Source organism: Bifidobacteriaceae bacterium (assembly GCA_031281585.1).
GTDB lineage: Bacteria > Actinomycetota > Actinomycetes > Actinomycetales > WQXJ01 > JAIRTF01.
Map to the genome: position 1 here is coordinate 44,029 of JAITFE010000056.1, position 21,305 is coordinate 65,333.

Sequence of the window (21,305 nt, forward strand, 5' to 3'; positions counted from 1 at the left end):
GACAATGGCCGCTCCGCAGATCGTCGTCACCGGCCTGGGGGCGACCACCCCGTTGGGCGGAGACGTGGAGTCGACCTGGCGGGCGGTCCTGGCCGGCGAGCCGGGCGTCCACGCCCTGGACAACACGTGGGCCGAGGATTTCGGGATAGTCTCCAACTTCGCCGCCACGCTGAAAGTGGCCGCCGATGCCGTCTTGTCACGCCAGGAGCAGCGCCGCAACGACCCGTCCGCCCAGTACGCGCTGATCGCCGCGCGGCAGGCTTGGGCCGACGCGGGCGCTCCCCCGGTCGCGCCGGAACGCCTCGCGGTGGTCATGGCGACGGGCATTGGCGGCCTGCACACCATGTTGGGGGCTTGGGACACGGTCCGCGAGCGGGGGGCCCGGCGGCTCCTGCCTTTGACGGTGCCCATGCTGATGCCGAACTCGCCCGCCGCGGCCGTCGCGATCGACTTGTCCGCCCGCGCGGGGGCCCACGCCCCGGTTTCAGCTTGCGCCTCCGGCGCGGAGGCCGTGGTGACGGCCGCCCGCCTGATCGAATTGGGCTTGGCGGACGTGGTGGTGGCCGGGGGCGCCGAGGCGGCGATCCACCCCTTGACGCTGGGTGCCTTCGGCAAGATGCAGGCGCTGTCCACCAGGTCGGATTCGCCGGAGACGGCCTCCCGGCCTTATTGCGCCACCCGCGACGGTTTCGTCATGGGCGAGGGCGCGGGCGTTCTGGTCCTGGAGTCGGCCGCCCACGCCGAGGCGCGCGGGGCGAAGGCCCACGCCGTGCTGGCGGGTGTCGGCTCTTCGGCGGACGCCTATGACGTGGCGCCTCCCGACCCGACGGGCCAGGGCCAATTGCGGGCCATGCGGGCGGCCCTGGCGGCTGCGGGACCCGAGGCGCGGGCGAACCTGGCCCACGTCAACGCCCACGCCACCGCGACCCCGGCGGGGGACCCGGTTGAGGCCCGGGCCATTGCGGACGCGCTCGCGGAAGCCTTGGGCTCGCGGGAGGCCGCCCTGGCGGTGCCGGTCAGCGCCACCAAGTCCATGACCGGCCACCTGTTGGGCGCCGCCGGCGCGGTCGAGTCGATTTTCGCCATCCTGGCGCTGCGGGACCGCCTCGCCCCGCCCACCATCAACATTCAGGAACTGGACCCGGAAGTCCCCTGCCGCGTGGTCCGGGACCGACCGGAGCCGCTGCCCGCCGAAGGCGGCCTGGCGGCTTTGAACAACGCGTTCGGCTTTGGCGGCCACAACATGGCGCTGGTCTTCGCCATCCCCTAAGACCGAAAAACGGGGACGGTACCTATTTCCGGCCGGCCGGAAATAGGTACCGTCCCCGTTTTTCGTCCCCGTTTTTGGCGTCAGCCCACCTGGTGCAGCCAGCGGACGGGGGCGCCGGCGCCCGCGTAGCGGAACGGCTCCAGTTCGTCGTCCCAGGCCTGGCCCAACGCCAAGTCCAGCCCGCGGCGCAGCGCGATCAGGTCGCCCCGGCAGTCGAGGGCGGCGCGGATGCGGTCCTCCGGCACCATGGTGTTGCCGTGGACGTCTACCACGGCGTGGAAGATCCCCAGGGACGGGGTGTGGGACCAGCGGCCGCCGTCCGCGCCGAACGAGGGCTCCTCGGTGACCTCGTAGCGCAGGTGCTCCCAGCCGCGCAAGGCTGAGGCGAGGCGCGCGCCGGTGCCCTGCGGGCCCTGCCAGGAGTATTCGGCGCGCAGAGTTCCAGGCGCGGCGGGTTGGTCCGTCCAGTCCATCGACACGTCCATGCCGAGCACATTGGTCGCGACCCATTCCACGTGCGGGCTGACCGCTCGTGGAGAAGAGTGCACAAAGAGCACGCCGCGCGTGATCACATCAGACATCATCAGCCTCCCAGAATCTACTCGAGGTGCGTCTTCCCCTACGACCTCGGTATCACTTCTGTTCTAGCCAATGGAAACGGACACGGCCTCGCGCGGCGTGCCAACGTCTATTGTGCCCCATGTTGGGGCGGCGCCGCCACTCCGTTAGGCGGCCGTCAAAAGCCGACCTGCCGATTAAGAAATGCTAACCGCGCGGACCCTAGAGTTCGCGGACGGCCGCCATGGCTTTCTTGCGGGTCGCCCGGTCAAGGCGGTCCAGGTAAAGGTGGCCGTCCAGGTGGTCGACCTCGTGTTGAAGGCAGCGCGCCATCAGACCCGTGCCCTCCACCATGACCTCGTTGCCGTCCAGGTCCTGGCCCACAACCCGGGCGTAGAACGCCCGCTTGGTGGGAAACCAAAGGCCGGGCACCGACAGGCAGCCCTCGTCCCCGTCCTGGCTCTGCTCCGACAGTTCCGCGATGACCGGGTTCAGCACGTAGCCGACCTCGTCGTCAATGTTGTATGAGAACGCCCTCAGCGAGACCCCGATTTGATTGGCGGCCAGACCGGCCCGGCCTTCGGTGTCGACTGTTTCCAACAGATCCGCCACCAACGACCGGACGCGGTCGTCAATCTTGGTGATCGGGTCGCACTGCGTGCGCAAGACCGGGTCGCCTATCACCCGGATGTCTCTCATCGCCATGGATTAATCATCCCATGGCGGTGGCCTGGCCTTTCGACTTCAGGCTGAAAGCCCCCACCACGTCGAAGATGCCGCCCACCACCAGCGCGGCGCCGGCCACGATCAACAGCGGCAGCAGCATCTCCGCCGGCCAGAGGATCAGGATCACCCCGGCCACCAGCGACACCACCGCGAAGGCGATCGCCCAGCCGCGGCCTTGGCGGCGCGGCGGCAGCAGCGCCAGGGTGGCGGCGCCCTCCATCATCCAGGCGAAGCCGATCAGCAGCACGGTCGCCAACAAGCCGAAGCCCGGAAAGCGAATCGCCACCGCTCCGATGGCCGCCAGCAGGACGCCCAGGATGACGTTGAGGATCCGCAGGCCGGCCGTGAAACTGGAGTCGACGGCACCCATGACGATCCGGATGACGCCGGCCACGACGAAGAAGATCCCGACCACGAAGGCGAACGCCTCCAGCGACAGGCCCGGCAAGAACAGGATCAGCGCGCCCAGGACCAGGCCGGCCAGGCCCCGGACCACCAGCCAGGCTTTGAGCCGGCCGACCGACGCGGGGCTCAGGAAGAATGGGCGGCCGAACAGGCCGATCGCCTCAGCGCGGGCGGCGGCCTGCCGCTCCGCCTCGGCGGCGGGGTTTGTGAATTGTTGAGTTTGCGTCATGCGACTGTTCCTCGATTCTGCGTGTCAGCCACGGCGATGCCTCGATCTGTCCGCGGCATGTTTTCGGGTCGGACCAGGTGTCTGACCCGGGGATTGGGCGTGGCTAGCGCCAGGGCTTGGCGTTCAAGCTCCCGGTCGTATCCTGTGATGCGCTCCTCGCGTTGGGCGATGTGCTCGCCCCAGGTCGGCAAGGTGTACTGCTCGACAAAGCTGCCCAGGTCCGCGACGTCTTGCCACAAGTCCCAGCTTGTGGCGCCAGTGCGCCGGCGGGAGGTCGCCAAGGCGCGGATCGCCCGTTCAAACCCCGCCACATGGTCCTTAGAAACCTCGTATTCGACTTGGATCAAGACCGGTCCCGCGGCGGCCGGCACCGCGTCGTCCGGGGCGGTTTCCGGCATGGCGGCGATTTCCCTGTCCAGGGCGCCGGTCGAATGGTAGAGGGGCCAGACGGCCATGGTGACCAGGCCGGCCAGGACCAGCGCCGCCCCCACGGCCAGGGTGGCGACCGGCCCGAGCGCGCTGGCCACCGCCCCCCACACGGCCGAGCCCACGCCTTGTCCGCCCATGAAGACAATCGAGTAGACGGCCAGCGAGCGCGCCCTGACCCAGGCGGGCAGGGTCAGCATCATGGCGGTGTTGAGGACGGACAACACGATCACCCAGCCGACCCCTGCGGCTAGCAGCAGCGTCAGGACCAGCGGCAGCGATCTGGCGAAGGCCACCGCCATCATGGCGAGGCCGTAAACGGCGGTGGCGCCCAGCAACAGGCCGTTGTTGTGCAGCCGGCCCCGCAGCCATGGCAAGATCAGCGCCCCGACGACCGCGCCCAGACCCAAGGCGCCCAGCATGACCCCGTAGCCGGACGATTGCTGGCCCATCACGCCGTGGGCGACCACCGCCAGCAGCGCCCAAAGGGCGGACGCCGGGATCACGAACACGGCGGCGCGAAAGGTGATCCGCCGCACTCCGGGCGCGTTGCGCACGTAGCGCAGGCCGGAGGCGATAGCGGGTCCCATGCCGACCGCCCCGCGCGACCTCGGCGCGTCCCGCCAGAGCGCGAGCGCCACGATCACGCTGGCGAAGGAGACGGCGTTGACGCCGAAGACCAGCGCCGGCCCGGCCCAGGCCACCAGGGCGCCAGCCACGGCGGGGCCGACCGCGCGGGCGATGTTGATGTTGGCGCTGGTGATGGCGGAGGCGGAGGGGATCAGGTAGCGGGGCACCAGGTCGGGTTGGATGGCCTGCCAGGCCGGCGAGCCGAGCGCCGCGCCGCAGCCCAGCGCGAAGGTCAGCACCAGCACCACCGCGGGCCCCGCGTCGCCCGCCCAGGTCACCAGGGCCAGCACGCCGGCGGCGCAGGCCATGAAGCCGTTGGCGAAGATCAAAAGCCAGCGCCGGTCAAGGGAGTCAGCCAGGACCCCGGCCGGCAGCGACAGCAGCAGCACCGGCAACAGCGACGCGGCGGACACCAAGGCGGTCAGCAGGGCCGCGTGCTCGTCCCCGACCAGCATCCATTGGGCGCCCACCGACTGCATCCAACTGCCCACGTTGGAGGCCAGCTGGGCAAGCCACAGCCACCGAAAGACGCGGATGACCAACGGCGCCATCGGCCCGGTGTGAATAGTCGCTGTGGCCACTCCCACAGGCTAGGCAGGGGCGCGTCCAAAGGCGCGCGGTGTGACGCAGGTCTCAGACTACGAAACCCGACGGGCCCGCCGCCGGGCCGCCAGTTCGTCGATCGGAACGGCCGCCGATGCCGTCTCCGCCGACCGCTCCGAAGGCAGTTGCGCCAGGGTCCCCTCGACTTCCCGCCAGACCCTTGAGACGGCTATGCCGAAGACGCCTTGGCCTCCTTGGACTAGGTCGAAGACCTCGTCCGCGTTGGTGCATTCGTAGACCGAGGCGCCGTCTGACATCAATGTGACGGTGGCCAGGTCTTCCACGCCCCGTTCGCGCAGATGCTGGACAGCGGTCCGGATTTGGTGGAGCGAGACGCCCGTGTCGAGCAGGCGTTTGACGATCTTCAAGACCAAGATGTCGCGGAAGTTGTAGAGCCGTTGGGTGCCGGAGCCGGTGGCGGGCCGGACCGAGGGCTCGACCAGCCCGGTCCTGGCCCAATAGTCAAGCTGACGGTAGGTGATCCCGGCCGCCCGGCAGGCTGTCGGACCGCGAAAGCCGATCGACTCGTCGGTCACGCGACCGCCGAACAACAGACCTTGCTCGCCCGATTGGCCATAGTCGTTGAAGGCCATTAGGAGTCACTTTCTCTAGTTCTTCGGCTTGACGTTGCTCCTGCTGCTTCGACGCTATGGCTCTGGACCGCGCGGGTCAATCCGCCACGCCGACGAGCTCGGCCATTGCCTAAACCTCAAGTTGAGCTTGAACCTGCTTCGGCCCGCTCCCCCGCCGCCCGGCGAAGCGCGCGGAGCGTCACAGGCCGGCGGCCTTCAGCCGGACCAGGGCGCTGGCCAGGCGCGCCATCGCCGCCGCGCATTCGGACGCCCGCCCCGGGGTTGAGCTGGTGGCCAAAGCGACCAGTTCGACTTGCCGCTGGGCGGCGTGGAACACGGGCTTCAGGTGCCGCAACTCCAAGCCGAAAGGGGCCAGCTCCGCCACGGCCTCGACAGCCTGAATGAGCGCGCCGTCCGCCGCCTTCGCATCGACTCCGGCCGCCTTCGCGACCGCTTCGACCGTGGTGTGCTCCTGGCCCGTGACCGTCGCCACATCCTCGGTCGCGACCGGCACCGGGCGCGGGCGGCGCACCCGCGCCAAACCGCCGGCCTCCCCGGCCGCGTCCATGGCGTCAAGCCGGGCTTTGATGACCTTGAGCGGCAGGAAATTGTCGCGTTGCTGCATCAGCACCCAGGCGACCCTTTCGACATCCGCCTCGGAATACCGCCGGTAGCCGGAGGCCGTCCGCTCCGGCGCGATCAACCCCTGGTCTTCGAGGTAGCGAAGCTTTGACACCGTCAGCCCGGGAAACTCGCCCTGCAGCGCGCCCAAAACCGCGGAGATGGACAGCGTGGCGCGGTGGCTGAGCCCCGGCGGCCAGGACTGAGCGCGGGCGGCGGCCCTCACGACGGCCTGGATGGCGACGGGTGGAAGGTCAGGCGGTACTTGCCGATCTGGACTTCGTCCCCGGCCCTCAAAAGGGCCTCGTCGACCCGCTCGCGGTTGACATAGGTGCCGTTCAGAGAACCCAGATCGTGGACCCAAAAGTCCGCGTCCTGCCGGTCAAAAGTGGCGTGCCGCCGGGAGACCGTGACGTCGTCCAGGAAAATGTCCGACTTAGTGGAGCGTCCGGCGCTGGTCGAATCCGCGTCAAGCAAGAAGCGGGACCCCGCATTCGGGCCGCGCTGGACAACCAACAGCGCCGAAGTGGGCGGCAAAGCCTCAATGGCGGCCTGCGCTTGGGGACTAAGCCCCTCACCCAACGGCGCGTCCGGCTCGAATTCAGCCAGGCCGCCGATCGCCTGCGTCGAGTCGATGCCAAAAGCCGGTCCTGATTCGGGTTCCACCCTCATCACCCCTTCCGGTCCAGCGAAGTAGTGTCCCATGTCACTTTAGCTCACCCGCCGAAACCTCAAGTCCTCAGTTTCGCTCTGTGGGACGCGGGCGTCCGGGCCGGCCGTCAAACACGTCCTCCCTAATCAGGCAGCGCAGTCGCGTAACGCGGCGGAGTCAGGCCCCGCACCGCCGTGATGCTGACTTTTTCCGGGACGGCAATAGTCGACGAGCCGCCCTGCGTCCGAACCGCCGCCAAAGCGCCGCCCGGAATGCCCAAAGCCGTCTCCAAAGTGGACGGATCGCCAATCGCCAGCCATTCATAGGGCGGCGCGATTTCCAATCCGTCCACCATGACGCAGCCGCTGGACGCGCAATCCTCGAAATAGGTGGCCGCCACCACTCTGATGGGCCCCAGCGCGATCGCCTCCGCGCCCGCGTTCCGCAACTCGTCCACCAGCATGTAGGCGGCCGCCGCCGTCAGCTTCCGGTCCGGGTCCCGCACGGTCAGCGCGATCCCCGGGCCTTCGGCCGGAATGGTGCCGGCCAGAATCCCCTGGACCAAAGCCCGCTGGCGGGCCGCCTCGGCCGCCGCCTGCTGGCTGGTCTGGTCCGACTCGAGGCGGTCGCGTTCGCGCTGCAAAGACAGGTTCTCCGCCTCCAGGCGGTTGGCCTGGGCGTCGAGTTGGTCCAAGACCTCGACCAACTCGTCCTGCCGGAGTTTCGAGAAGTCCGCCTTGCCGACTTGTTTGACCTGCGTCGCGGCGCCAAAACCGAGCACCAGGCACAGCAGGCCGGCGGTCAGGTGGGCCTTGGACACCTTCGGCCGAAGCGCCCTCAGGAGCCGCCACCAGGCGGCCGAGCCTTGCGCGGGGCGGGCGCGACTGGCCGTCCGGCCCTCCGCCGTGTCGGCGGCGTTTCCCCCGCCGGGTGCCGGGGCGTCCCCGGCCCGGCCGCCGCCGCGACTGGCCGCCGTACCCGTTCCGGAAGCGGGGCCGTCCCCGGCCCGGCCGCCGCCAAGGCCGGCCGCCGCGCCCGTTCCGGGGGCTGGGACGGAGCCGGAGTCGGGAGCTTGGGCGGACGGCATCGTGCGCCGGTTTTTCGCGGAACGACGGCCGGAAGTCATGCGCTGAACAGCTTCCGCCTAATGGAGGCGGCGTTGGAGAAGATCCGGATGCCGAGCACCACCAGGACCGCCGTGGATAGCTGCGAGCCGACGCCCAACTGGTCGCCTATGAACACCAACAGCGCCGCCACCAGCACGTTCGAGAAGAACGAGACCACGAACACGCGGTCGTCGAAGAGCCCGTCCAGCAACGCGCGGACCGCGCCCGCCAGCGCGTCAAGCGCCGCCACCACCGCGATCGGCAGATACGGCGCCAAGAACGCCGGCACGTCGGTCTGCGTGGCCATGCCCAGCACAACGCCGATTATCAACCCCAACAGAGCAATCAACGCCCGTCGCTCCCTTCGCCAACGGTTATGTAGTCCAAACCGGACACCTCGGCGCTGGCCGGCAACTCCAAACGGTCGACCCGCCGAATCCCGACCGTCGCCCCAAGATAGCCCTTCAGCAGGCTGATCCGGTCCGCCGCCGCGCCGGACACCAACCCCAACTCCATGTCCTCGGCCGGACCGATCGCCTGGATAACGTAAGGGGTGCCCAGCGACTCGAAGCCCACCTGGATCTGATCGCCCACGTCCCGCACGGCGGTGGTGGAGGCCAGGCGGACGCCGCCAACGGAAATCCCCTCCGCCCCCGACTGCCACAAAGCGCCCACAATGAGGCGCAGGTCGCCGGCCCGGATGCGGGCGTCGTTGGCGCCGGCGGCCACCGCCTCCACGTCCTCTTGGATGGAGATTTCCAGTCCCGGCCCGGTCACCGCGATCGCGCCGACGGCGATCGCCAGCGCCCGCGCCTCCACCGCGGCGGTCGGGTCCATCTGGGAGAGCGCCTGGTTCTCCAGCGCCTCGACCTCGCCGGCCAATTCGCTGGTCCGCTCCCGCAACGCGGTGACCCGTTCTTGCGCCTCCGCCGCCCCGCGTTCAAGGCCTTGCCGGGCGCGCTGCGCCTCCTCGCCGGGGCTCCGCAACTCCCGCACCCCCCAGGTCACCGCCAAACCGAGGACCAGCGCGATCGCCGCCACCAGCGCCCAGCGGACGGGGCCCACAGGGCTTTGGCCGGCCGCCTTGCGTTGCGCGGCTTCGGCGTAGCCGCCGTCCAGCGGGCGCTCAAGGACCTCCGTCAGCAAGGTCATCGACTCGTCGGGACGCCTCATGGCCTGGCGCCCGCCCCGGCCGCCTCAAGCCCGTGCGTCAGCATCATTGAGGTGCCTCAACGCCCGGTACGCCTCGATCAGGTAGGCGCCGCAGGCGACCCAGTAGAGGACCAGCCCCCAGATGGCGAACGCCCAGCCGAACACCCACGCCGTGTTGGCGACCATCCGGTTCGACACCTCCGCCAACAGCAGCAGCGGAAACGCGTACATCAGCGCGAAAGTCGCCGCTTTGCCGACAAAAACCACCGCCGGCGGGTCGATGTCCTTGGTTTTCAGGATCACCAGCGCCAGCCCCATGATGGCCTCGCGGGCCGCCAGCAGCGCCACCAGCCACCACGGCACTATTTCCCGCCAGCCGAGCAGGAACACCGTCGACAGGATGAACAACCGGTCCGCCGCCGGGTCGAGCAGCCGCCCCAGGCTCGAGTACTGGTTGAATTTGCGCGCCGCCACCCCGTCCAGCCAGTCGGTGACCCCCGAAAACGCCAACACGGCAATCGCCCAAACGTCCGCGTGCCGGACCACCAAATAGACGAAAACCGGCACCAGGCAAAGCCGCAAGGCCGAAATGGCGTTGGGGATAGTGACAATCCGGTCCGTCCGGACGATCGGCTCACCAGTCAACGCGCATTTCTCCTTCCCCAATCAGCCTATAGGGTTCTTGCCATGGGGCTGGGGTACCTGGCGGACGAGGTGACAACTGAGGAGATCGTCAAGAAGTCGCGCTTCATCACCCGCCTGTTCCCCGTCTTGGACCCGGTTTCCGCCAAGGAGCGCGTCGCCGCCGTCCGCCGCGGCGACCACGGCGCCCGCCACCACGCCTACGCGATGGTCATAGGGGACGATGCCGCCGTCCAACGTTCCAGCGACGACGGCGAACCAGCGGGGACCGCCGGGGCGCCCATGTTGGAGGTGCTGCGGCGCGAGCAGGTCACCGACATCCTGGCCGTCTGCACCCGCTACTTCGGCGGCGTCCTGCTTGGTCGCGGCGGGTTGATCAGGGCTTACGGCGGCGGCGTGGCCGCCGCCCTGGCCCAGGCCGAGTTGCGCCGCGAAGAGCCCCGCTGCCATTTGGCCCTGGCCGTGCCGGCCAGCGGGGCCGGACGGGCCGAGAACCTCTTGCGCAACCTGGCGGCGGCGAACCCGGCGGTCGGCATGGGGCAAGTCGCCTACGGCGAGATGACCACCCTGGAGATATCGCTGCCCCCGGACCTGCGCCCCCAGATTGAGGCCGCCCTGGCCGCCGCCGGCCTGAGCGTGGTCCGCGCCAGCGTCTCCAACCGCCGCGCCGGGCCGCCCGCCCGCGGCGACACTATGATGGCGGGGTGACCGCGCGACCGCCCTATGAGGCTTTGTTGGAGAAGGTCATGGAACGGGGGGCGGTCAAAGGGGACCGGACCGGGACGGGGACGCGGTCGCTGTTCGGGGAGCAGATGCGGTTCGACCTGGCGGACGGGTTTCCGCTGATCACAACCAAGCGCGTACACGTCAAGTCGGTGATCGTGGAACTGCTTTGGTTCCTGGCCGGCGGGCACAACGTGCGCCCGCTGCAAGACCAAGGCGTGCGGATTTGGAACGAATGGGCCGGGCCGGACGGAGAGTTGGGGCCGGTCTACGGGGTCCAGTGGCGAAGCTGGCCGGCGCCCGACGGATCGACCATCGACCAGGTGGCGAACGTGCTGGACCTGATCGAACGGCAGCCGGACTCGCGCCGAATGATCGTCTCGGCCTGGAACGTGGGCTACCTGGACCAGATGGCGCTGCCGCCCTGCCACCTGCTCTTCCAGTTCTACGTCGCGGACGGGCGTTTGTCCTGCCAGTTGTACCAGCGCAGCGCGGACCTGTTCCTGGGGGTGCCGTTCAACATCGCCTCCTATTCGCTGCTGACGCACATGATCGCCCAGCAGACCGGCCTTGACGTGGGCGAATTCGTCTGGACCGGCGGCGACTGCCACATTTACGCCAACCACTTCGACCAGGTGCGCCTGCAGCTGAGCCGCGAACCCTATCCGGCCCCGCATTTGGAACTCCGCCGTGCGCCATCCCTTTTCAAGTACGAACTGTCCGATTTCGCCTTCCCCGACTACCGCCATCATCCGGCCATCACCGCCCCGGTGGCGGTGTGAACGCCGCCCAAAGTGGCCCGGCCGCCTCGGAAGTCGCCATGATCTGGGCCCAAACCGTCGACGGCGTGATCGGGCGGGACGGGGCCATGCCCTGGCACCTGCCGGAGGACCTCAGGCGTTTCAAAGAGCTGACCTGGGGCCACGCGGTGATCATGGGCCGCGTCACATGGGAGGCCCTGCCGCAGCGGTTCAGGCCCCTGCCGGGACGGGCCAATCTGGTGCTGACCGGGCGGGGCGACTGGACGGCATCGGGCGCGGTCGCGGTTGGCAGCCCGGCCGAGGCCCTGGCGCGGGCCCATGCGAGCGGACTGCCCGGCCCCGTCTGGGTGATCGGCGGAGCGGCCGTCTACCGCGCCTTCGTGGGGCTGGCGGACCGAGCGGAGGTGACGGTGATCGACTCGGCGGCGGGCGGGGACGCCCACGCGCCGGAACTGGGCGCGGGCTGGCGACAAGTCCGGCGGGATCCGTCAGACGGTTGGCTGACCAGCCAGTCCTCGCTGCGGTATAGGTTTGAGACATGGCTGCCAGATCAATTGCCGTCGTCGTAGACACCGCGCTGGAGGGTTCGGACGTGGCCCAGATTGTTGGGCTGTACGGGGCGGGAACGAACGTCCAGGTCCTGGTGCCGACCGCCGATTCGGAACCCCGCCTGCGGTCCGTCATGGACCACCTGGTGCTGGGCGAGTTGTCCGGCGCCTGGGCCACCCTCAAAGGCCACGACCCGGACGCCCGCAGCCTTGAGCAGGCTTCGGCGATCCTGCGCGAGTCGCTGGCCGAACTCCGCCGCGCCGGGCTGGCCGCCGACGGCGAGGTGGTTCCCGGCGACCCGATCGCCGCCCTGGTCCAAACCATCGCCGCGACCAAGGCGGTCGCCGCCGTCTTTGTGACCCGGCCGCACCTGGTCGGGGACGCCCTCCACGAGGATTGGTCCGCCAAGGCCCGCCGCGCGCTCGGCGTGCCCGTCATCCACTTCTATTCCGGCACCACCAAGCTTTTGTCTTAGCTCCTGCCCGATGCCGTCGCCAGACCGCCGCTCCCGCCTGGGGTCCGCCGCCGGCCGGTGAGGCGGCGTCGGCGAGCGGGCCCCAAGGCGGTCGCTTGCGAGTTCAGCGGCGTGGGAACCACGCCTTTGGGGCGCGCGCGCGTAGCGTTCAAAGCGTGCAAAGGCCCTCAGACGATTCGCCGCCGGCGCGGTTTGTCGAAGCCCTGGAGTCGATCCGGCGCGCCGACCTGCCGTCGCAGGCGGTCCTGGAGGAGATCCCCGCGCCGGTGCGCGCGGCGCCTTTCGCGGTGGCGATCGAGGCCCGTCTGCCCGCCGCGGACGATTCGGATTGCTCGTCCGGATCCTTTGTGGTCCTCCATGAGCCGGACGGCCACACCGTGTGGGAGGGCGACTTCCGGATTGTGACGGTGGCGCGCGCGGAGCTTGAGCCGGAGATGGGGGCCGACCCTTTCCTGGCCGAGGTGGCGTGGAGCTACCTGGCGGAGTCCCTGGACATGGAATCGCTCGCCATGGGGCACCTGGCCGGCACGGTGACCAGGACCCTGTCGGAGTCGTTCGGCGACCTGAAGATGCGCGGCTCCTCCGTCGGGGTGGAGGTGCGGGCCTCTTGGACGCCGGGGGGCCCGGACGTTGGCGACCAGTTGGTCGCCTGGATCGGCTTCCTCGCCAAGCTCGGCGGCGTCGAATTGCTGCCCGCCGGGGTCATTCCGCTGCGCCCCCGGTGAGCGGGCGAAGCCGGGTGGGCGGCGGCTTGCGCCGCCCCTGTCAACACGGTGGGACGGCGGCCGCCCACCGGCGTCCTAGGCTTGATTCGACATGATTGACTCGATTGTCCCGCTTGACTCGCCTCCAACCGGCGTGCCGCCGCTGACTGACACTCCCGCCGCCCTTGAGCGCGCCATCGCCCTGCTGAAGCAGGGTCATGGACCGGTCGCGGCCGACTCGGAACGCGCCAGCGGTTTCCGTTACCACGTCCGGGCAGAACTGGTGCAATTGTTTCGGCGCGGCAGCGGAGTGGTGCTGATCGACGCGCGGGCGCTGCCGAACCTGAGTTCGCTGAGCGCGGCCCTTCAGGGCGTCGAGTGGGTCTTCCACGCCGCCTCCCAAGATCTCCCCTGTCTGCGCGAATGCGGCCTCGAGCCAAGCCTGATCTTCGACACGGAGCTGGCCTCACGGCTGCTGGGCGAACCCCGCGTGGGCCTGGCCGCGGTGGTGGCCAGGACGCTGGGACTGGGCTTGGCCAAGGAGCATTCCGCCCAGGACTGGTCCCGCCGGCCGCTGCCGGCGTCCTGGCTCAATTACGCGGCGCTTGACGTGGCGGTGCTGGTCGACGTGCGGGACGTGCTCGAACGGGAGCTGGAAGAGGCCGGGAAGCTGGGCATTGCACGGGCGGAGGCGGCCGCGGCGCTGGCGGCCCCGCCGCCCGCGCCCAGGGTCGAACCGTGGCGCCGCACAGCGGGCGCGGGCGCCCTGAAGAACCCCCGCCAGCTGGCCGTGCTCCGGTCGCTGTGGCAGGCGCGCGACCGGCTGGCGGCGAAGCGGGACATCTTCCCCGGCCGGGTCCTGCCGGACGCGGCCCTGGTGGCGGCTGCCGCCGCCCTCCCGCAGTCCCGTCAGGACCTGGTACGGATCCCGCCCTTCGACGGCCGGCGCCAGATCAGGCTGCTCACCTACTGGTGGACGGCGGTCGCGGCGGGTCTGGCGCTGCCGGCGGCGGACCTCCCGCCAATGCGCGGGCCGCGCCGCGACTCGGTTCCGCCGGTGCGTCAGTGGGGCCGGCGGCACCCGGCCGCCGCCGCGCGCATGGCCCAGGTCAAAGCGCAGTTGGCGGAGCTGTCCCAAGACGAGCAGATCCCGGTCGAGAACCTGATGCAACCCGACCTGGTGCGCTCCGTGGTGTTCGAGGCGCCGCGCAACGTGGCTGAGGCGATGGCCGCCCGCGGCGCCCGCGGCTGGCAAATCGAGGCCGTCGCGCCCCTGGTCGTCACGGCCATCGAGGACCACCCGGAACCGCGCTGACCGTGACGGCTGTCGCCCGCCCCGGCGGCCTGCGGCCGGCCGAACCGACCGCCATCCGTGCTGTTTGGCTAATAGAAGTTCGGCTGTTTGGCTAATAGAAGTTCGGCTGTTGGTACAATAGCGCGGTGGCGACGTATTTTCCGCGAGCTCTTGACGGGCTGTTGGCCGACGCGCTGACCGGCCTGTCAGCCATCGCAGTGGACGGTCCCAAAGGCGTGGGGAAGACCGCCACGGCCTCCCGACTGGCCAAGTCGATAATTGAACTGGATCGGGAAGACGAACGTCAGGCGTTGGCCGAAGATCCCACTCGGATCGAACGGCTGGCCCGGCCCGCGCTGATCGACGAGTGGCAGCTCTACCCGTCGGTGTGGGACCAGGTGCGGCGGGCAGTCGATCATGATCCGAGCCCAGGGCGGTTCATCCTGACTGGTTCGGCCACTCCCGTGCAATCCCCCAAGCATTCGGGGGCCGGACGCATTGTCCACTTGCGGATGCGCCCTTTTTCACTTGCCGAGCGTCTGGCCACAGCCCAGATCTCGCTGGCGGAGTTGATGGGCGGCGCGCGCCCGCCGATCAGCGGAACTTGCGACCTGGCCGCCCCGGATTACGCCGAAGAAGTAGTCAAAGGCGGCTTCCCGGCGTTGCGGGCGGTTCCACCTCAGTTTCGGCAACTCGCCTGGTCCGGTTACTTGGACGAAGTCCTGAACCGAGAGTTGCCCGAACTTGGTCGCCCCGTCCGTCGGCGCGACACCTTGCGGGCCTGGCTGCGTTCATACGCTGGGGCCACCTGCACCACGGCAAGCTATACGGACATATTGGACAACGCCATGGCGGCGGACGCCGACAAGCCGACCAAGGCGACCACGCTGGCTTGGCGCGAGGCGCTGGGGGCCATGTGGCTGCTTGACCCTCTGCCGCCCTGGGATGACCCGTTGCGGCGGCTCGGGCGGCTTGGCCAGGTTCCCAAGCACCAACTCGCCGACCCCGCGCTCGCGGCACACTTGCTGGGCCTGAGCGCCACTACGCTGTTGTCAGGCCCAAAGCCCGGCGAGTTGGCGTTTCGACGCCCCGGCACCGCGTTCGGCGCCCTATTCGAATCTCTTGTCACGCTTTCAATCAGGGTCTACGCCCAGCTCTTGGGTGCCCGGACCAGCCACCTGCGGACCAGAAATGGCGATCACGAGGTGGATGTCATGGTCACCAAACAAGACGGCAGGGCCCTGGCCATAGAGATCAAGTCCGCCCCAACTGTGACCGCCGCCGATGTCAAGCATCTGCGCTGGCTGCAAGACAAACTGGGCGACAGTCTTTCGGATTCGCTGATAGTGAACACCGGGCAGGCCGCCTATCGGCGCTCCGCCGACGGGATTGCGGTCGTTCCCGCGGCGCTGCTGGGCCCCTGATCGGGCCCTGAGCCGGCCTCCCAGGGCGGCCGGGGGCGTCAGGCCGCTGCTTTGGGGCCCGGCTAGGAATCCGAGACGCGCAGCGTGGCTGTGCCGTTGGCGGCTTCGACTGTGCGGTCGCCGGCCGCGAGCCGCCACGCGACGGACTTAGGCCCGGTCGCGACAAGGCTTTGACCGTCCCTGCAGACTGTGAATTGGGCTGCGGGGCCGCCCGTCGCGCTGGGGATGGGCAGCTCGCGGCTTTCGCCGTCTGGCAGGTCAAACACCATCAGAGTCACTCCTTCGGCCCAGTCGTAGTCGGGACGTTGGCCGCCGCGCCCAAGGGGCAGCACGGTTCCCGGACGCACCAGGACCGGCAGCGAGTCGTGGGGATGGACTTGGCGGACCCAACGCGGACCGGTCACCTTCGAGCCGTCCAGCAGCGAGGTCCAGACCCCCTCCGGCACGTACACGTCGACCTGGCCGTCCCCGCGCATCACGGGCGCAACCAGCACACTGTCCCCCAACATGTACTGGGTCTCGACGTGGCGGGCCGTCAGGTCGTCGGGGAACTCCAACAGCAGGTGTCGCAGCACCGGCAGACCGTCCGTGTGCGCTTCCTCGGCGATCCGCGCCAAGTACGGCATCAGCTTGTGCTTGAGTTCGGCGTAGCGCCGGGTTATCCCGACCGCCTCCTCGTCGAATGCCCAGGGCACCCTCACCGACGTCGATCCATGGAGTCTTGAATGCGAGGACAGGAGCCCGAACGGCAGCCAGCGTTTGAACAGCGTGGGATCCGGGGTGCCTTCGAAGCCGCCGATGTCGTGGCTCCAGAACCCGAAGCCGCACAGCCCCAGCGACAGTCCGCCGCGCAGGGTTTCAGCCATGGATGGGTAGCTGGAGTCGTTGTCGCCGCTCCAGTGCACCGGGAATTGCTGGCCGCCGGCGGTGGCGGACCGGGCGAACACCACCGCCTCGGCTTTCCCACGCACTTCCTCCAGCACCTTGAAGACCGTCCGGTTGTAGATCAACGCGTAGTAGTTGTGCATGCGCTCGGGGTCAGAGCCGTCGTGGTAGCGGATCGCCTCGACAGGGATCCTTTCGCCGAAATCCGTCTTGAAACAGTCGACCCCTTGCGCCAGCAACTGGCGCAGGTGGGCCGCGTACCATTCGGCTGCGGCGGGATTGGTGAAGTCCACCACTGCCATTCCTGCCTGCCAGCTGTCGCATTGCCAGACGCTCCCGTCCGCCCGGCGAAGGAAGTAACCGTTTGCGCGGCCCTCCTCGAACAGGCGGGACCGTTGCGCTATGTAGGGGTTTATCCACACGCATATCTGCAAACCGCGCGCTTTCAGGCGCGCCAGCATTTCGGTGGGCTCCGGGAATTGCTCCGGGTCCCATTCGAAATCCGTCCAATGGAATTCGCGCATCCAGAAGCAGTCAAAGTGGAATACCGAGAGCGGCAGCCCGCGATCCGCCATGCCGTCCACGAAAGAGCACACCGTCGCCTCGTCGTAGGAGGTCGAGAAGGACGTGGACAGCCACAAGCCGAACGACCACGCGGGAACCCTGGCGGGACGACCCGTCAAGCCCGTGTAGCGCCGCAGCACGTCCTTCGGCGTGGGGCCCGCTACCACGCAGTATTCGAGGGCTTCGCCCGCGACCGAGAACTGGACTCGTTCCACCATCTCCGACGCCACCTCGAAAGAAACACGGCCCGGATCGTTTACCAGCACGCCGTAGCCCTTTGACGTCAGGTAGAAGGGCACGTTCTTGTAGGCCTGCTCGGAGCAGGTGCCGCCGTCTTCGTTCCAGATGTCCACGCTTTGGCCGTTCTTGACGACCGGGCCAAAGCGTTCGCCCAGGCCGTAGACCGATTCGCCGACGTCCAATGTGAGCTGTTCGTGCACGTACACAGCCCCGTCGTCCGCCGTGGCCAAACCGACCGAGTTGCCGACCGATGAGGTCAGCATGCGGCCCTGGTCCCAAAACTCGATCCGCCAGCCGTCGCCTCGGTGGACGCGGGCCTCAAGGCCGCCCGCCCGCAGACACGCCGTCGCCTCGCCTATTTCAATCAGGGGACGGTAACCGGGGGAAGCCGCCAACTCGAATCCGAGCGGGCTCACGGCTTTGCCCTCGTGGTGGGAGACGCGGACGCTGATCACACCCGGCGCCGGCGAACCCAAGGTGACTGTGATGAGGGGCCGGTTGAGCGTGTCGCCGCGCGACCGGATCCGCGCCGTCGGCGCGTAAACGGTCAGGGTGCCAGCCTCCGGATCGGCGCGGATGTCACGCACTTCCCGCGGGTGCAGCACGGAGAAGCCTTCGCGAACTTTCCAGTATCCGTCTGAGAATCTCATTGTTTCGTCCTTGGGGCGGCTAGTTAGCGGCTATTTAATGGATCCGGCGGTGACGCCCCGCGTCAAAGTCCGCTGGAAGATCAGGAAGAAGATTAGCGTGGGGATCAACGACACCAACGCGCCCGCATTGAGGGTGGGCACGTCAAGCATCCTGTCGCCTTGCAGCGAGGAGAGCGTGATCGGCACGGTCTGCGAGTCCGGCGACGTGAGCATCACCAGCGGGATGAAAAACTCGTTCCACGTCCAAATGAAGAAGAAAATCATGAGGACTGACAACGTGGGACGCACAATGGGGAACACCACCCGCCAAAGCTGTTGCCAGGAATTGGCGCCGTCCAGGGCCGCCGCCTCAAGCAACGAAGCCGGGAAGGTTCCCAGCACGGACGCCACCAGGTAGGTGCCGAAAGCGGACTGGATGACGGTGAAGATGATCACGATTGACCAACCGGAGTTGTTCAGCCCCACCTCTTGGGCGATGTCGTAGAGCGGGTACAGCAGCACTTCTTGCGGCAGCATGTTGGCCAGCAGGAAGACGCCGATGAGCCATGACCGCCCCCGCACTCTTCCCACCCCGAGCGCGTAGGCGGACAGCAACGACAACGTGGTTCCGAACAAGGCGACCGCCGCCGAGGTCCAGACCGAGTTCCAGAGCTTCCGGGGGAAGTTGACACGGGTCCAGAAGTCCACCAGGCCTTTGGTGTAGACCTCGCTCGGCAGGGCCAGCGGGCCGTTGGTGGAGTATTCCGACGGGGCCTTGAAGGCGTTGACCACCATCAAGGCGAACGGCGCCAGCATGGCCAGGGCGATCAAGATGGCGGCGGCGAGCACAAACCACCTCAAAACGCCCCGATGGTGGCGGTCACGCGGACGCTTGGCGGGCGCTTGCCGGGAGGCGGAAGCGATCGTGGTCATGCTGGAACCTCCATGTTCTTCCGCTCCGACCTGTTCTGAAGAACTTGGATCAGCCCCGCCACCAGGATGATGACGACCGTCAGCACGGTCGCCACAGCGGCGCCGTAGCCGACTTTGGACGTGTCGAAGAAGTTCAGGTATGAGTAGTAAGAGGGCACCAAGGTGGACTTTTCCGGACCGCCGCGTGTGAGCACATAGATTGGCGCGAACACCTTCAGCGCGGCGACCGTGCAGGTCAGTGTGACCACGAAAGTCTCGGGCCGGATTTGCGCCACGGTGATCGCCCGGAAGCGCCGGAACCATCCGGCGCCGTCCAGTTCCGCCGCCTCATAAAGCTCTGGATCCACTCGTTGGAGCGCCGACATGAAGATGACGGTCGGGTAGCCGATTTGGATCCAGACCAGCACCACCATCACGGCCGGCAAGGCGGTCTTGGGTTCTCCCAGCCAGTTTGGCGGCTGGGTCACGCCAAACGCGCGCAGCACCTCGTTCAGGGCCCCGGTTTGGGCGTTCAGGATCCAGTTCCAGACTATGCCGGCCACGGCGATCGGCATGATCTGCGGCAGATAGTAGGTGGCGCGCAGGAAACCGGCCATTCGCTGCCCAACGTGGGTGGCCACATAGTCGAACAACATCGCCGCCAGGATCAGGCCGATCAGAGTTGGCACCAGCACCATCGAGACGACCATCCACACCGAATTCCTGAACGACCCCCAAAACGCCGAATCGCCCAACAGGTCGGCGTAGTTGCCCAGCCCATTCCAGTGCATCGGCGCGAGACCGCCCTTCCACCGGTGCAAGCTGAACCACACGTTCATCCCAAACGGAATGACTATGACCGTCAACAGGCCGACAGCGCCGGGAATCAAATAAAGCCAATAGACCCGCCGGCGGCGGCGAATCGATTTCCTGCCCACGCTTTCCGCCATGTCCGCTCCCCTCGTTCGCTCCGACACAGGCTGAGGCCCGCCGTGCGGCGGGCCTCAGCGATTTGCTCTCGTTTGGTCCGTGCCCCGACGGGCGGCCAGGCCGCCCCTCGGGGCACGGGTTGGCTGTCCAACTAACCGTGCTAAACGCCGGGCGTCAGCCGCCCAGGAGGTCGGCTTTACCGGCGTTGTAGAAGTCGCCCAGTTCCGCCAGCGCGGCGGCGGGCGTCTTGGAACCGTTCACTATCGACTGCCCGAACGCCACGATCTGGTCGTAGAAGCCGGCCACCGGCCAGTCGGGATAGTAGGCCAGGCCGTCAGCGGCGACAATCGAATCCCAGTTCTCTTGGAGCACCTTGGTGTTCGCGTCCGTGATGACGGACGAGTCGCCGGCCACGGGCAGGCCGCCCAGTTCGGCCATAACGTTCTGGGCCTTCTCGCCCAGGGCCGTGTCGATGAACTTGGCCGCAAGGTCGGCGTTCTTGGCGTTCGACGGGATCACCAGCAGGTTGCCGCTTGATCCGGGGGAGAAACTGGACCCCGGGAATGGCACTTGCCCAAGCGTGAACTGCACCTCGGTGTTGAGGCGGCCGAACCACCAGGAGCCGGAGAACATCATTGGATAGGTGCCGGCGATGAATGCCGTCCCCATGTCCTCTGCGGTCAGGCCGGTGCAATCCTTCGCGATAAAGCCCTTTTCGACCCACTCGGCCAATAGCTCGGAGCCTTCAAGCAGCGGTCCCGCAGTGAAGTCCGCGTCGCCCTGGAACAACTGGTAGGAGTCGATGAACGAGCGATCGCCCTTTGACAGCACCAGCTCGTACCACAATTGTCCCAAAGCGTATTCAGCGCCAGATTCCGCCAGAGGAATGATTCCCTTGGCCACGAACGCCTCCATCGCCGATTCAAGCTCTGCGAAACTGGTCGGCACCGCGACTCCGTTGGCCTCGAACATGTCCTGGTTGAAGAACAGCGTGACATACTCGCCGTAGGTCGGCACACCGTACCAATTGCCGGACCCCATGAGGCCGTTCTCGTCGTAGCGGGCCGTGGTCTGCAGCGACGGTGAGAGCTTTGAGTCCCACCCATATTGCGAGGCGTAGGCGCTCAAGTCGGTCAACAGACCCTGCGAGGCCAACTGGCCCGCTGTTCCGTTGCCCTTGTTATACTCCATAATGTCCGGCACGTCGTTGCCCGTGAGCACAATCTTCGCGTTCTTTTGGAGCTGCTCGAACGTTTGACCTTCGACCTTGATTTTGACGCCCGGATTATTGGCTTCGAACTCCTCGATCGCGGCGTTCCAAGACTTGGTCATGGCCGCGTCTTCACCCTCGTAATGCCAAAAGATCAGCGTGGTCTCGGTGCCGCCTGAGGCGCCGCCTCCGTTGCCGCCGTTGTTTTTGTCAGTGTCCTTCTCGTCGCCGCCGCAGGCGGTTAGGGCAAGCATACCGGCGGCGACCATTGCGACCGCCATTCTTGCGCGTGTTGATTGTCTCATTGCTTCCTTCTTTCCGCCGGGCCCAGCTTGGGCCCGGCTGGCCTTCTCTTATTTATCTACGGTGTTGACTATTGGCAATGTGTTGGCCAACTGGGCCCTTCTGGGTGG

General features: G+C 67.9%; 23 protein-coding genes. 8 read left to right on the plus strand and 15 right to left on the minus strand.

Features of this window, described 5'->3' with window-relative positions; translation table 11 throughout:
* Window positions 1-4: 4 nt before the first annotated feature.
* Window positions 5-1,270: a beta-ketoacyl-[acyl-carrier-protein] synthase family protein gene (locus LBC97_06205; GenBank protein MDR2565640.1), complete on the plus strand. Its 1,266-nt coding sequence runs from the start codon at window positions 5-7 to the stop codon at window positions 1,268-1,270.
* Window positions 1,271-1,350: 80 nt separating this feature from the next.
* Here LBC97_06205 and LBC97_06210 read toward each other — a convergent pair whose 3' ends face one another.
* From LBC97_06210 to LBC97_06260, 11 genes are all read right to left on the minus strand, one after another.
* Complete coding sequence (locus tag LBC97_06210) at window positions 1,351-1,842, minus strand: DUF3145 domain-containing protein (GenBank protein ID MDR2565641.1); 492 nt, start codon at window positions 1,840-1,842, stop codon at window positions 1,351-1,353.
* A 208-nt stretch (window positions 1,843-2,050) separates the two neighbouring features.
* The gene (gene def / locus LBC97_06215) at window positions 2,051-2,533 is read right to left on the minus strand and encodes a peptide deformylase (protein MDR2565642.1); all 483 of its coding nucleotides are present in this window, start codon (window positions 2,531-2,533) and stop codon (window positions 2,051-2,053) included.
* 7 nt (window positions 2,534-2,540) lie between these two features.
* Window positions 2,541-3,188, minus strand: coding sequence for a DUF308 domain-containing protein (locus LBC97_06220; protein ID MDR2565643.1), 648 nt, complete (start codon window positions 3,186-3,188; stop codon window positions 2,541-2,543).
* Window positions 3,185-4,825: an MFS transporter gene (locus LBC97_06225; GenBank protein ID MDR2565644.1), complete on the minus strand. Its 1,641-nt coding sequence runs from the start codon at window positions 4,823-4,825 to the stop codon at window positions 3,185-3,187. Before LBC97_06225 ends, LBC97_06220 begins: the two co-directional genes overlap by 4 nt.
* A gap of 57 nt (window positions 4,826-4,882) precedes the next feature.
* Window positions 4,883-5,440: a MerR family transcriptional regulator gene (locus LBC97_06230; protein ID MDR2565645.1), complete on the minus strand. Its 558-nt coding sequence runs from the start codon at window positions 5,438-5,440 to the stop codon at window positions 4,883-4,885.
* Window positions 5,441-5,618: 178 nt separating this feature from the next.
* Window positions 5,619-6,266, minus strand: coding sequence for a MerR family transcriptional regulator (locus LBC97_06235; GenBank protein MDR2565646.1), 648 nt, complete (start codon window positions 6,264-6,266; stop codon window positions 5,619-5,621).
* The gene (locus LBC97_06240) at window positions 6,263-6,622 is read right to left on the minus strand and encodes an FHA domain-containing protein (GenBank protein ID MDR2565647.1); all 360 of its coding nucleotides are present in this window, start codon (window positions 6,620-6,622) and stop codon (window positions 6,263-6,265) included. Before LBC97_06240 ends, LBC97_06235 begins: the two co-directional genes overlap by 4 nt.
* A 212-nt stretch (window positions 6,623-6,834) precedes the next feature.
* Window positions 6,835-7,779, minus strand: coding sequence for a DUF881 domain-containing protein (locus LBC97_06245; protein ID MDR2565648.1), 945 nt, complete (start codon window positions 7,777-7,779; stop codon window positions 6,835-6,837).
* Between the two features lie 35 nt (window positions 7,780-7,814).
* Window positions 7,815-8,147 carry a small basic family protein gene (locus LBC97_06250; GenBank protein ID MDR2565649.1) on the minus strand — a complete coding sequence of 111 codons (333 nt, stop codon included), beginning with the start codon at window positions 8,145-8,147 and terminating at the stop codon, window positions 7,815-7,817.
* On the minus strand, window positions 8,144-8,971 hold the full coding sequence (locus tag LBC97_06255; GenBank protein MDR2565650.1) for a DUF881 domain-containing protein: 828 nt from the start codon (window positions 8,969-8,971) through the stop codon (window positions 8,144-8,146). Before LBC97_06255 ends, LBC97_06250 begins: the two co-directional genes overlap by 4 nt.
* Window positions 8,972-8,995: 24 nt before the next feature.
* Window positions 8,996-9,595 carry a CDP-alcohol phosphatidyltransferase family protein gene (locus tag LBC97_06260; GenBank protein ID MDR2565651.1) on the minus strand — a complete coding sequence of 200 codons (600 nt, stop codon included), beginning with the start codon at window positions 9,593-9,595 and terminating at the stop codon, window positions 8,996-8,998.
* Window positions 9,596-9,637: 42 nt separating this feature from the next.
* Between LBC97_06260 and LBC97_06265 the strand changes: the two genes are divergently transcribed.
* From LBC97_06265 to LBC97_06295, 7 genes are all read left to right on the plus strand, one after another.
* A complete protein-coding gene (locus LBC97_06265) occupies window positions 9,638-10,300 on the plus strand; it encodes a YigZ family protein (protein MDR2565652.1) in 663 nt (220 codons plus the stop codon).
* Window positions 10,297-11,097, plus strand: a complete 801-nt coding sequence (locus LBC97_06270; GenBank protein ID MDR2565653.1) for a thymidylate synthase — start codon at window positions 10,297-10,299, stop codon at window positions 11,095-11,097. The genes LBC97_06265 and LBC97_06270 overlap by 4 nt, the downstream gene beginning before the upstream one ends.
* 38 nt (window positions 11,098-11,135) lie before the next feature.
* The gene (locus LBC97_06275; GenBank protein ID MDR2565654.1) at window positions 11,136-11,645 is read left to right on the plus strand and encodes a dihydrofolate reductase; all 510 of its coding nucleotides are present in this window, start codon (window positions 11,136-11,138) and stop codon (window positions 11,643-11,645) included.
* On the plus strand, window positions 11,615-12,100 hold the full coding sequence (locus tag LBC97_06280) for a hypothetical protein (protein ID MDR2565655.1): 486 nt from the start codon (window positions 11,615-11,617) through the stop codon (window positions 12,098-12,100). The genes LBC97_06275 and LBC97_06280 overlap by 31 nt, the downstream gene beginning before the upstream one ends.
* Before the next feature lie 155 nt (window positions 12,101-12,255).
* Complete coding sequence (locus LBC97_06285; GenBank protein MDR2565656.1) at window positions 12,256-12,825, plus strand: DUF3000 domain-containing protein; 570 nt, start codon at window positions 12,256-12,258, stop codon at window positions 12,823-12,825.
* 91 nt (window positions 12,826-12,916) lie between these two features.
* Window positions 12,917-14,119: an HRDC domain-containing protein gene (locus LBC97_06290; protein ID MDR2565657.1), complete on the plus strand. Its 1,203-nt coding sequence runs from the start codon at window positions 12,917-12,919 to the stop codon at window positions 14,117-14,119.
* 125 nt (window positions 14,120-14,244) lie between these two features.
* Window positions 14,245-15,522: a DUF4143 domain-containing protein gene (locus tag LBC97_06295; protein ID MDR2565658.1), complete on the plus strand. Its 1,278-nt coding sequence runs from the start codon at window positions 14,245-14,247 to the stop codon at window positions 15,520-15,522.
* A gap of 62 nt (window positions 15,523-15,584) precedes the next feature.
* On the opposite strand, the gene yicI is transcribed toward LBC97_06295, so the two are convergent.
* From yicI to LBC97_06315, 4 genes are all read right to left on the minus strand, one after another.
* Entirely contained in the window at window positions 15,585-17,861 is a 2,277-nt protein-coding gene (gene yicI, locus LBC97_06300) for an alpha-xylosidase (protein MDR2565659.1), read from the minus strand.
* A 30-nt stretch (window positions 17,862-17,891) separates the two neighbouring features.
* On the minus strand, window positions 17,892-18,773 hold the full coding sequence (locus tag LBC97_06305; protein MDR2565660.1) for a carbohydrate ABC transporter permease: 882 nt from the start codon (window positions 18,771-18,773) through the stop codon (window positions 17,892-17,894).
* Window positions 18,770-19,702, minus strand: coding sequence for a sugar ABC transporter permease (locus LBC97_06310; GenBank protein MDR2565661.1), 933 nt, complete (start codon window positions 19,700-19,702; stop codon window positions 18,770-18,772). Before LBC97_06310 ends, LBC97_06305 begins: the two co-directional genes overlap by 4 nt.
* Window positions 19,703-19,856: 154 nt before the next feature.
* The gene (locus LBC97_06315) at window positions 19,857-21,197 is read right to left on the minus strand and encodes an extracellular solute-binding protein (GenBank protein MDR2565662.1); all 1,341 of its coding nucleotides are present in this window, start codon (window positions 21,195-21,197) and stop codon (window positions 19,857-19,859) included.
* Window positions 21,198-21,305 lie beyond the last annotated feature (108 nt).

Excerpts from the sequence above, each read along its gene's own strand:
- LBC97_06265 (MDR2565652.1), top strand. The coding sequence starts at position 9,638 with ATGGGGCTGGGGTACCTGGCGGACGAGGTGACAACTGAGGAGATCGTC.
- LBC97_06205 (MDR2565640.1), top strand. The coding sequence starts at position 5 with ATGGCCGCTCCGCAGATCGTCGTCACCGGCCTGGGGGCGACCACCCCG.
- LBC97_06310 (MDR2565661.1), bottom strand. The coding sequence starts at position 19,702 with ATGGCGGAAAGCGTGGGCAGGAAATCGATTCGCCGCCGCCGGCGGGTC.
- LBC97_06280 (MDR2565655.1), top strand. The coding sequence starts at position 11,615 with ATGGCTGCCAGATCAATTGCCGTCGTCGTAGACACCGCGCTGGAGGGT.
- LBC97_06245 (MDR2565648.1), bottom strand. The coding sequence starts at position 7,779 with ATGCCGTCCGCCCAAGCTCCCGACTCCGGCTCCGTCCCAGCCCCCGGA.
- def (MDR2565642.1), bottom strand. The coding sequence starts at position 2,533 with ATGGCGATGAGAGACATCCGGGTGATAGGCGACCCGGTCTTGCGCACG.
- LBC97_06290 (MDR2565657.1), top strand. The coding sequence starts at position 12,917 with ATGATTGACTCGATTGTCCCGCTTGACTCGCCTCCAACCGGCGTGCCG.
- LBC97_06305 (MDR2565660.1), bottom strand. The coding sequence starts at position 18,773 with ATGACCACGATCGCTTCCGCCTCCCGGCAAGCGCCCGCCAAGCGTCCG.
- LBC97_06220 (MDR2565643.1), bottom strand. The coding sequence starts at position 3,188 with ATGACGCAAACTCAACAATTCACAAACCCCGCCGCCGAGGCGGAGCGG.
- yicI (MDR2565659.1), bottom strand. The coding sequence starts at position 17,861 with ATGAGATTCTCAGACGGATACTGGAAAGTTCGCGAAGGCTTCTCCGTG.
- LBC97_06275 (MDR2565654.1), top strand. The coding sequence starts at position 11,136 with ATGATCTGGGCCCAAACCGTCGACGGCGTGATCGGGCGGGACGGGGCC.
- LBC97_06230 (MDR2565645.1), bottom strand. The coding sequence starts at position 5,440 with ATGGCCTTCAACGACTATGGCCAATCGGGCGAGCAAGGTCTGTTGTTC.
- LBC97_06255 (MDR2565650.1), bottom strand. The coding sequence starts at position 8,971 with ATGAGGCGTCCCGACGAGTCGATGACCTTGCTGACGGAGGTCCTTGAG.
- LBC97_06315 (MDR2565662.1), bottom strand. The coding sequence starts at position 21,197 with ATGAGACAATCAACACGCGCAAGAATGGCGGTCGCAATGGTCGCCGCC.